Source organism: Enterocloster citroniae (assembly GCF_040545455.1).
GTDB classification, from domain to species: domain Bacteria; phylum Bacillota; class Clostridia; order Lachnospirales; family Lachnospiraceae; genus Enterocloster; species Enterocloster citroniae.
The window spans coordinates 126,686-137,172 of the sequence record NZ_JBEPLZ010000011.1; the positions used below are offsets into that span (position 1 = coordinate 126,686).

General features: G+C 51.0%; 9 protein-coding genes. 7 read left to right on the top strand and 2 right to left on the bottom strand.

Translation table 11 applies throughout. The features are described from left to right. Positions 1-94: 94 nt before the first annotated feature. From ABID13_RS16105 to mmsB, 7 genes are all read left to right on the top strand, one after another. Positions 95-1,120, top strand: a complete 1,026-nt coding sequence (locus ABID13_RS16105) for a substrate-binding domain-containing protein (protein ID WP_007861039.1) — start codon at positions 95-97, stop codon at positions 1,118-1,120. 10 nt (positions 1,121-1,130) lie between these two features. After that, positions 1,131-2,624, top strand: a complete 1,494-nt coding sequence (locus ABID13_RS16110) for a sensor histidine kinase (protein ID WP_007861038.1) — start codon at positions 1,131-1,133, stop codon at positions 2,622-2,624. A 12-nt stretch (positions 2,625-2,636) separates the two neighbouring features. Beyond that, positions 2,637-4,223 (top strand): helix-turn-helix domain-containing protein, encoded by a 1,587-nt coding sequence (locus ABID13_RS16115; RefSeq protein ID WP_048929729.1) that lies wholly within the window; start codon positions 2,637-2,639, stop codon positions 4,221-4,223. A 7-nt stretch (positions 4,224-4,230) separates the two neighbouring features. Continuing rightward, positions 4,231-5,289, top strand: a complete 1,059-nt coding sequence (locus tag ABID13_RS16120; RefSeq protein ID WP_007861035.1) for a sugar ABC transporter substrate-binding protein — start codon at positions 4,231-4,233, stop codon at positions 5,287-5,289. Between the two features lie 421 nt (positions 5,290-5,710). After that, a complete protein-coding gene (chvE, locus tag ABID13_RS16125) occupies positions 5,711-6,910 on the top strand; it encodes a multiple monosaccharide ABC transporter substrate-binding protein (protein ID WP_007861033.1) in 1,200 nt (399 codons plus the stop codon). Between the two features lie 148 nt (positions 6,911-7,058). Then, the gene (gene mmsA, locus ABID13_RS16130; RefSeq protein WP_007861031.1) at positions 7,059-8,597 is read left to right on the top strand and encodes a multiple monosaccharide ABC transporter ATP-binding protein; all 1,539 of its coding nucleotides are present in this window, start codon (positions 7,059-7,061) and stop codon (positions 8,595-8,597) included. 3 nt (positions 8,598-8,600) lie between these two features. Then, positions 8,601-9,776 (top strand): multiple monosaccharide ABC transporter permease, encoded by a 1,176-nt coding sequence (gene mmsB / locus ABID13_RS16135; RefSeq protein WP_007861029.1) that lies wholly within the window; start codon positions 8,601-8,603, stop codon positions 9,774-9,776. A 170-nt stretch (positions 9,777-9,946) separates the two neighbouring features. Here the strand turns inward: mmsB and ABID13_RS16140 are convergent, their stop codons facing one another. Both ABID13_RS16140 and ABID13_RS16145 read right to left on the bottom strand, forming a co-directional pair. Next, the gene (locus tag ABID13_RS16140) at positions 9,947-10,174 is read right to left on the bottom strand and encodes a hypothetical protein (RefSeq protein WP_007861027.1); all 228 of its coding nucleotides are present in this window, start codon (positions 10,172-10,174) and stop codon (positions 9,947-9,949) included. A gap of 125 nt (positions 10,175-10,299) precedes the next feature. Beyond that, positions 10,300-10,487, bottom strand: a 188-nt coding sequence (locus ABID13_RS16145) for a hypothetical protein (RefSeq protein ID WP_354021056.1), incomplete at its 5' end; no start/stop codon positions are given.

The following is a 10,487-nucleotide window of genomic DNA, read 5'->3' on the forward strand; positions in this document are numbered from 1 at the left end:
CAAAAAAATGCTATCCCACTGCAAGATTATCCTGCTTTTGTTTTAAAGAATTGTTTTGTATAATAATGAAAGACAAGGAGAGGGGGGTGAGGGGATGGACAGGAATAAAAAGAAATTATTCTGGCTGGTATTTGCCGGCCTGTTCAGCATCATGTTTCTCACCCTTTTGACCATTTCCTTTTACGGATACGTGCTTGAAAAGATCGGTGTGGATCATGCGGAAAATATAAGAAGCTATGACAAGCATTTTGTGATGATCGTGGGTAATACGGAATCCCAGTTCTGGAAGGATGTTTACGCCAGCGTAAAGGAGGAGGCAGCTGACCAGAACGCGTATGTGGAGCTGAAGGGGACAAACCAGTCTTCCGCTTATTCCATGACGGACTTCATGGACATGAGCATTGCCGCAAAGGTGGATGGGATCCTGCTGGAATGTACGGCCGAGGAGGCGCTGGAGGAAAAGATCAATGAGGCCACGGACCAGGGCATACCGGTGGTCACCATTTTAAACGATGCCCCCAGGACGGAGCGGAAAAGTTATGTGGGCATCAACCCATATCAGCTGGGACAGGAGTACGCCAGCCAGATCTGGAAAATACTTCCCCAGGACAGGGAATCCCTGCGTATCACGGTGCTGCTCCATGACAATGCCATTGACAGCAACCAGTCACAGATCTTTTACCAGATCAATAACAGGATGGTCACATCTGAGGAGACGGCGGAACGTGTAAAGGTGGAGGAGATCAGGATCTCCTCGGAGCGTGCCTTTGAATCCGAGGAGATTGTTTGGAACCTGTTCCAGAACCAGCAGGGAGCGCCGGATATCATTGTGTGTATGGATGAGGTGGATACCGAGGCGGTATATCAGGCCGTGATCGACTATAACCGCGTGGGGGAGACACAGGTTATCGGGTATTATAAGTCCGCCGCCACCCTGGAGGCGGTCCGGCGGGGAACCATGGCCATGTTTCTTTACATAGACACGGAGCAGATGGGGCGTGACAGTATGCAGGCCATGATGGAGTGCATCAGGGACGGAAGGACCAATTCTTTTTACAGCGTGGGCCTTCAGTTTGTAACCAGTGAAAATGTTTCTTATTTCATAGATATGGATCAGTAGAGGGACATTTATGGGAAAACGTTGGGCGCGGTTCTGGGAAAATCTTCCTATAACCCACAAATTATTTTTGGAGATCGCATTGACGGCTGCTGCGCTGTTTGCCAGCAACCTGTTGATCTATGCCCAGATCAACAAACTGGTGGTAAGGATGGATTCCGTGTACTCCAGCAATGTAAACCTTAATGAGCTGTCCGAATGTCTGGATGACGTGCAGAATTTCATGTACAAGTATCTGGAGGTCAGGGATTCGGATTCCCTCACCGCCTACTACCGGGCGGAACAGGAGTACCGCGACCTGCTAAACGGACTGAATATGGAGATCACGGACAATCCCATCCGCATTCTTGAGAAAAATATACGGAACATGTCGGAGACCTACCTGGTGGTTACGGACGAGGCGGTGCAGGCCAAGAGGGGTCTGAACGTGGAAAAATACAAAAGCTCCTATGAATCCGCCCTGAAGCTTTTTCAGTACATTAACCAGGATATCGATCTGCTTAACGGGCAGCAGTTTAAGAATAACTCCGCCAGCTACCAGACACTCCAGTCCGCCCTGCGGTATCTGGAGATCATCAGTCTTGTGATCCTCTGTATCGTCATGGTCATCAGCCTGGCAGTCATGATGATGCTGACCCGGGATATTGTGACCCCGCTCACCAATCTGGCGCAGACCGCCAAGCTGGTGGGGCAGGGGAACTTCCATGTAAAAGTGACGCCCATCCAGTCCAGAGATGAGCTGGGGATCGTTACAGGAACATTTAACCAGATGGTGGACAGCCTGGACCAGTATGTAAACAAGATAAGGGAAAGCGCGGAAAAGGAGCAGGAGATGCGGGCGCGGGAGCTTCTCATGGAAAATCACCTGAAGGAGGCCCGGCTCAAATACCTGCAGTCACAGATCAATCCCCATTTCCTGTTTAATTCCCTGAACGCAGGGGTCCAGCTGGCAGTAATGGAGGATGCGGAAAAGACATCGGTATTTATTGAGAAAATGGCTGACCTTTTCCGCTACAATGTAAAGAAGGGATCGGAGGACGCCACCATACGGGAAGAGGTGGAGACAGTGGAAAACTACATCTACATCCTGAACGTGCGGTTTGCAGGCGACATCCACTACGATTCCCAGGTGGATGAAGGGGCTCTGGAACACAAGATACCCAGCATGATCTTACAGCCCCTGGTGGAAAATGCGGTTAATCACGGCATACGCGGCATTGAGCGGCAGGGGGAGATCCGCCTGAAGATAGGGGAACAGGAAGACCGGATCGAAATACGCGTGGAAGACAATGGACGGGGAATGACAGAAAAACAGATCCGGGAAATACTCTCAGGGACCCGGGTGGCTAAGGACAGTGATTCCACGGGAATCGGCCTGGGAAATGTGATATCCAGGCTGCGGCTGTACTATGGCACGGAGCAGGTGCTTCAGATCGCCAGTGAGGGGGAAGACTGCGGAACGGCTGTTATCCTCACAATCCCAAACACACACGCCGGGCCAACATAAGGAGGCAGATATATGTTCAGGATATTAGTAGCAGATGACGAAGGGATCATGCTGGAGTCCATCAAAAGCATCATACTTTCTAATTTCGGAAGCGAATGTGAGGTTATGTGCGTGAAAACAGGACGGGCAGTGATCGAGCAGGCAGAGGCTTTCAGGCCGGACATTGCCTTTGTGGACATTCAGATGCCCGGGCTGAGCGGTATCCAGGCCATCAGGGAAGTGCGTAAATTTAATTCATCCATGGTCTTTATCATCATAACAGCTTATGACAAGTTCTCCTATGCACAGGAGGCAGTCAATCTTGGGGTCATGGAGTTTATCACTAAGCCGGTGAATAAAAAGAAAATACTGGAAGTCAGCATCCGGGCCATGCGGCAGGTGGAGGAGGCCAGGCAGAAGCTGAGCGATGACCTGAAGATAAGGGAAAAGCTGGAGCTGGTGGTTCCCATGATCGAGAGCGGCTTTATCTACAACCTTCTCCAGGATGACACGGATATTTACAGAAGCGATTATCTGGACATGCTGGATATCCGAAAACAGTATGGGTTCATGGTGGTGCTGGAATTCGGGGACAGCATGGTGGACGGGCTTATGACCAATGCAGTGGGCGCCAATGTACGGGTAAACAAACACTATAACCAGCTGCGGGAGCTGGTAAAGGATTACTTTGACTGCATCATCGGCCCGATCATGGGGAACAGGATTGTGCTGCTGGCGCCTTTTGACAGTGAGAAGACCCGCTATGAGGAACGGGTGGAGATCATTACCAGGGCCAGAAATATGATCCATAAACTGGAGGGCGCCATTGATATCCGGTTCAGGGGCGGTATCGGCACGGTGAAACCTGTAAGGGATACCAGGGATTCCTACAAGGAAGCGCTTAGGGCCCTGAGGGAAAGTGACAGCCATGTGGTCCATATCATGGACATTTCCACGGTTGCGGACTATGACGGGGAGTACCCCCTGGAACTGGAGGTCCAGTATTTCCAGAGAGGAGTCAAGGCGGACCGGGAAGGGGCTGCGGGCTGCGCCAATGAGTTTTTCGACTGGATGGTGGCCCATGCTGGGAATGTAAGAGCCAACATCGAGGTGAAGGTGCTGGAGCTGGTGATGCGCCTGGAGCAGAAGGCGTGGGAGATGGGCTGTGTCCAGTATGGATTCCGCTACAGGGAGAATTACCTGAATGAGATCCAGGGAGCAGGGGATATGAATGCCCTCCGGCACTGGTTTATTGGGAAGACAAGGGAGATTTGTGAGAATATAAGCACATTCAGGGAACGGGAAAATGAGAATGTAGTCTCCAGGGTAAAGGGGTATATCAATGAAAACTTTGCCAAGGATATTTCCCTGGATGATGTGTCACGGCTGGTGGATATCAGCCCTTACTATTTCAGCAAGCTGTTTAAACAGGAGGTGGGGGAAAACTTCATCGAATACCTGACCCGCACCAGGATCGGGCACGCCAGACAGCTTTTGGGAGATCCCAGGTACAGCATCAAGGAAGTGTGTGTCATGTGCGGGTACAGCGACCCGAATTATTTCAGCCGTATTTTTAAAAAGTACGAGGGAAAGACCCCCAGCGAGTACAGGGAGAGGTGAGAAGCTTATGCGGGGAGAAATATGGAAAAAATTAGGAATTATTACTGTGGCTGCAGCCTTTGCGTGTTCGGTGGTCCTGGGCGGGTGCAAAAAGACGGAGGAGGCCATAGAGACCAGCGGCACGGATGGAGGAAGCCGTCTGCAGATCGGACTCAGCTTTGATTCCTTTGTGATCGAGCGGTGGATCAGGGAGCGGGATGTATTTGTATCAACCGCCAAGGCCCTGGGGGCGGACGTGAATGTCCAGAATGCCAACGGGGATGTGCAGGAGCAGATTGAACAGATCGAGTACTTTATTAAGAAACAGATGGATGTGATCGCAGTGGTTGCCGGTGACTGCGATGCATTGTCGGACGTGATGAAAAAGGCCAAGGATGCGGGAATCAGGACCGTGAGCTACGACCGGCTGATCACCAACGCGGACTGTGACCTGTATATATCCTTTGACAATGAGGAGGTGGGACGGCTGATGGCCCGGTGCTTCCTGGAGCACGTGCCTGAGGGCGGCGATATTTTCATGATACAGGGACCTGAGACAGACGGAAATGTGCTCCAGATCCGGAAAGGATTCAACGAAGTGCTGGCCGGAAGCGGTCTGAATGTGGTCTATAAGGCCAACTGCGAGGGATGGCTGGCAGAGTATGCCTTTACCTATGTAAAGGAGGGACTGGCGCAGCACCGGGACATCAAAGGCGTTATGTGCGGCAATGACGATCTTGCCACCCAGGCCTTCCGGGCGCTCTCAGAGGAGAGACTGGCCGGGAAGGTGGTCCTGACAGGCCAGGACGGCGACCTGATGGCCTGCCAGCGGATCGTGGAGGGCACCCAGAATATGACAGCCTTCAAATCCGTGGAGGAGGAGGCCAGACTTGCGGCAGAGTATGCGGTAAAACTGGGCAGGGGAGAAAAACTGGCCGATATCACCAAGACCATTGATGACGGCACCTATGAAGTGCCGTACAGGGAACTGGTTCCCGTGGCAGTGACAAGGGACAACATGGATGAGGTGATCATCAAAGGTGGATTCCATGCTGAGGAGGATGTGTATTTAAATGTGAGAAAATAGGGCGGGACTGCCGGTCATTCAGGAGAATGTACCACTGGGGGACTCCTGTCTGCCGGGCAATGCATTCGTTTATGCTGTCCCTGTACTTTTCCCGGGGGACCTTCCATTTTTCATGAAACCACCCGGCGGCGCGGTCCGCCCATTCAGGGTGGTTTCTCAATTCTGTTATTTCAAATGTGTTCTGTTCCATACTTGCCATCTTTTTTCTCTTGATCAGATTCCCTTATTTTACCACACGGTGCATGATCATGCCATGTCCGGAGGATATGTTATATAGCATTTTTTTGCTGTGAAAATGTCCAGCCCTGTCCTCCTCTTTTTTCAAACTCATATTTTTGTGCTACTGGTTCACAAGCAAGTCCTGTGCTGGTTGTGATAGGATAAGAACATCAAAAATAAATGTTTGGAGGAGGAATCATCAATGAAAAAAAGACTTTTTGCAACCGTACTAACAATGGCACTGGCAGCTTCCCTGATGACCGGATGCGGTTCAGGAAAGGCGGCGGACAGTGCGGCGCCGGCCGCGGCTGAGACGGCAAAGACAGAGGGCGGGGAAAACTCAAAGGACGCAGGGAACAGTTCAGACGCGGCAGCGGACAAAGCAGGCACGGCAGCGGACAAGACCGGCCCGTCCGGGGGAGCAGGAGCCCTGATCGGCGTTGCAATGCCCACAAAGGATCTCCAGAGATGGAACCAGGACGGCGCCAACATGAAGGCGGAACTGGAGGCAGCAGGCTATGAGGTGGATCTGCAGTATGCCAGCAATGATGTCCAGACCCAGGTATCCCAGATTGAGAATATGATTTCCAACGGCTGCCAGATGCTTGTAATCGCATCCATAGACGGAAGCTCCCTGGGCGAGCCTCTGGGGCAGGCAAAGGAGGCCGGAATTCCGGTCATCTCTTACGACCGCCTGATCATGAACTCGGATGCGGTTACCTACTATGCAACCTTCGACAACTATAAAGTAGGGCAGAAACAGGGGGAGTACCTGGTGGAAGCCCTTGGACTTGAGACAGCCACAGAGCCAAAGAACATTGAACTGTTCACCGGTGACCCGGCTGACAATAACTGTAACTTCTTTTTTGGCGGAGCAATGGACGTATTGCAAAAATACATAGATGAGGGCAAGCTGGTTGTGAAATCAGGCCAGACCGCATTTGAGCAGGTGGCCACTGCCAACTGGGATTCTGAAAAAGCCCAGAACCGCATGGATACCATTATTGCGGGAAATTACTCAGACGGCACCGTGCTGGATGCAGTGCTCTGCTCCAATGACTCCACTGCACTGGGTGTGGAAAATGCCCTGGCATCCTCCTACACGGGAACCTATCCTGTCATCACAGGCCAGGACTGTGACATTGCAAATGTTAAGAACATGCTCAGCGGCAAACAGGCCATGTCCGTGTTCAAGGACACACGTACCCTTGCAACCCAGGTGGTCAAGATGGTGGATGCCGTTATGCAGGGCGGTGAAGCCGAGATCAACGACTCCTCTTCCTATGACAACGGTACAGGCGTGATCCCCACTTATCTGTGTGAGCCGGTGGTTGTCACAGCTGATAATTACAAGGAAATGCTGGTGGATTCCGGTTATTACACCGAGGATCAGATCAAGTAGATCAGCATTCAGAAGCGGATTCCCCTGCCTGTAAAGCGGCGGGGGAAAACAAATTTCAGGGATGGCTGATGCACCAAAGCCTGTCTGGACCATCAGGCACGCAGGGCAGGGCCGTCCCAAACTTAAATTTGTTCAGGGAGGGAGAGCGTTGGCAAAAATACTATTGGAAATGAAGAATATCGTGAAGACATTTCCGGGCGTAAAGGCTCTTGATAATGTTAACCTGCAGGTGGAGGAAGGGGAGATCCATGCTCTGGTAGGTGAAAACGGCGCCGGGAAATCCACGCTGATGAATGTACTCAGCGGCATTTACCCTTACGGAAGCTATGAGGGCCATATAATTTATGACGGCGAGGTATGTAAATTCAGCCGTATCAGTGACAGTGAGGAAAAGGGCATTGTGATCATCCATCAGGAACTGGCTCTGGTGCCCTATATGTCCATTGCTGAGAACATGTACCTTGGAAATGAGAAGGGAAGAAAATACGCGATCAACTGGAATGAAACCTACGGGGAAGCGGACGAATACCTGAAAACAGTGGGGCTTTTGGAATCCTCCCATACGCTGATAAAGGATATCGGGGTGGGGAAACAGCAGCTGGTGGAGATAGCCAAGGCATTGGCAAAACATGCGAAGCTGCTGATCCTGGATGAGCCAACGGCTTCCCTGAATGAGGATGACTCCAGGGCGCTTTTGGAACTGCTCCTTAAGTTTAAGTCCGAGGGAATGACATCCATCATCATCTCCCATAAACTCAATGAGATCGCATATGTGGCGGATAAGATCACAGTGATCCGCGATGGCTCCACCATAGAGACACTGGACAAAAAAACAGATGCCGTTACTGAGGACCGGATCATTAAGGGAATGGTGGGGCGGGAACTGGTGGACCGCTTCCCCAAACGTACCGGCGTCCATGTGGGAGAAACCGCCATGGAGGTGCGGGGATGGAATGTATACCATCCGCTGTATTCTGACCGAAAGGTGGTGGACAATGTATCCTTCCGTGTGGGAAAGGGCGAGGTGGTTGGAATCTGCGGGCTTATGGGAGCAGGGAGGACAGAGCTGGCCATGAGTATTTTCGGAAAAAGCTACGGCACCAATATTTCGGGAAAACTGTTTATTCATGGAACGGAGATCAAGCTGCATTCAGTGCGGGATGCCATCCGCCATAAGCTGGCTTATGTGACCGAGGACCGGAAGGGGAACGGCCTGATCCTTTCCAGCGCCATTAAAACCAATACGACCCTTGCCAATATGGAGGCGGTGAGCAGGCATACGGTTATTGACAAGGACAAAGAGTACATGGTGGCGGAGGAGTACAGGGACAAACTGAAAACAAAATGTCCCTCCGTGGAGCAGAATGTGGGGAATTTAAGCGGCGGGAACCAGCAAAAGGTGCTGCTGGCCAAATGGATGTTTGCAGAACCGGACATTCTGATACTGGACGAGCCCACCAGAGGGATCGATGTGGGGGCCAAGTACGAGATCTATTGTATCATCAACCAGCTGGCAGCCGGGGGGAAGTCCGTTATCATGATCTCATCTGAGCTTCCGGAAGTCCTTGGAATGTCTGACCGCATATATATCATGAACGAGGGCAGGATAGCCGGCGAGGTAAAGGCGGAGGAAGCCACCCAGGAATACATCATGTCCTGTATCCTGAAATCAGATAAAGGAGAGTAGAGTATGGAGAACAAGATAAAATTATCTGAGGTGTTAAAGAAATATACCATGGTCATTGTCCTGGCCGTGGTCGTAATCCTTTTCACTGTAAATACAGGGGGAAAAATGCTTCTGCCCCAGAATGTGAACAACCTGATCGCCCAGAACGCCTATGTGTTCATCCTTGCAACCGGCATGCTGTTCTGTATCCTTACAGGAGGGAATATCGACCTGTCCGTTGGCTCCGTGGTATGTTTTGTGGGAGCCATCGGAGGGAGCATGATGATCAATATGGGAATCAATCCCTACCTTACGCTATTGGCCATGGCCATGATCGGCATGGCAGTTGGCGCATGGCAGGGATTCTGGATCGCCTATGTGAGGATCCCTCCCTTTATTGTTACCCTGGCAGGGATGCTTATGTTTCGCGGATTGTCCAATGTGGTGCTTCAGGGAATGACATTATCCCCCATACCGGATCCGTTCTTAACCCTGTTTAATACATATGTCCCGGATATCTTTGGCATGGAAGGCCTGAACATGACCTGTATGCTGGCCGGGGTTGCGGTCAGCCTGATCTATGCGGTAAGCAGCCTTTACGGACGCATGAAAAAACTGCAGAAGGGATACCGGGTAGACCCACTTGGGGGAGTGATCGCAAAGATCGTGATCATAAGCGGGGTGGTCCTGTTCTTTACCTTCAAGCTTGCCCAGTACAAAGGGATCCCCAATGCGCTGGTCTGGGTCAGCGTGATCATCGGAATTTACAGTTATATTTCCTCAAAAACCACCACCGGCCGGTATTTCTATGCAGTGGGCGGCAATGAAAAGGCCACCAGGCTTTCAGGCATAGATACCAACCGCGTGTATTTCCTGGCATATCTGAACATGGGGCTTTTAGCCGCAGTGGCCGGAATGGTTACCGTGGCAAGGCTTAATTCCGCCAATCCCACGGCAGGCAACAACTATGAGATGGATGCCATCGGCGCCTGCTTTATCGGAGGGGCATCCGCCTACGGCGGTACGGGAACCGTGCCCGGCGTGATTATCGGAGCCACCCTTATGGGCGTCCTGAATCTGGGAATGAGCATCATGGGCGTGGACCAGAACCTGCAAAAGGTGGTAAAGGGCGCGGTGCTGCTGGCAGCGGTTATCTTTGATGTGGCGAGTAAGAGGAAGTCGTTTATTGTGAAACAGTAGGATCAGAACAATCATATGTTGCAGGCAGAGGGCGGAACATGGAATTGTCTGCAACAGATAGAAAGCCAGGCTGGATTTCTCCGGCCTGGCTTTCCATCTGTGTTTTGATGAATTTGTTTTGATGAATTTGTTTTGATGGTTTGTGTCTTAATGGTTTGTGTTTTAAGGGGTTACTTCTTCATGGTCTCTTCCTCAGGCGTGCTGCCCTGTGATCTTGGGGTGCCGTCACAGTTACGGTTGATCTGACAGTAATGGGGGCAGCCTCCGCATGCCTTGCCTCCTACGGGCATTCCTCGTTTACGGGAGTCCTCGATCAGCCAGTAGGCTGCTCCGATCACGGTGAATACAACAAACATGATGATCCATTCGGCCAGGGTGATACTGCTTATAAATTCCATGGGGTACCTCCTTTAAAATAAGGCGTACTCTCGGGGACTCCGAGAGTATATTGAAATATCAATAACAATTCTGATTACTATTATTATGACATCTATAGCCATATATGTCAAGTTGATTCTTGCCTTTAGTTTCTGTCAATATAGCATTTCAGCAGCACCGGAGCAAGAATATAAGAAGGATTTAGAATTAAAAATGCTTGCTTCACCGGATTCCTGGTAGTATGATAATCATATCTTAAAAAATCATAGGGCATTCGCCCGATCGGCATATCGCCGGGATTTTCCAAAGAAACCTTAACAAGGAAATCATTGT

Excerpts from the sequence above, each read along its gene's own strand:
- ABID13_RS16140 (WP_007861027.1), bottom strand. The coding sequence starts at position 10,174 with ATGGAATTTATAAGCAGTATCACCCTGGCCGAATGGATCATCATGTTT.
- mmsB (WP_007861029.1), top strand. The coding sequence starts at position 8,601 with ATGGAGAACAAGATAAAATTATCTGAGGTGTTAAAGAAATATACCATG.
- chvE (WP_007861033.1), top strand. The coding sequence starts at position 5,711 with ATGAAAAAAAGACTTTTTGCAACCGTACTAACAATGGCACTGGCAGCT.
- ABID13_RS16110 (WP_007861038.1), top strand. The coding sequence starts at position 1,131 with ATGGGAAAACGTTGGGCGCGGTTCTGGGAAAATCTTCCTATAACCCAC.
- ABID13_RS16120 (WP_007861035.1), top strand. The coding sequence starts at position 4,231 with ATGCGGGGAGAAATATGGAAAAAATTAGGAATTATTACTGTGGCTGCA.
- ABID13_RS16105 (WP_007861039.1), top strand. The coding sequence starts at position 95 with ATGGACAGGAATAAAAAGAAATTATTCTGGCTGGTATTTGCCGGCCTG.
- ABID13_RS16115 (WP_048929729.1), top strand. The coding sequence starts at position 2,637 with ATGTTCAGGATATTAGTAGCAGATGACGAAGGGATCATGCTGGAGTCC.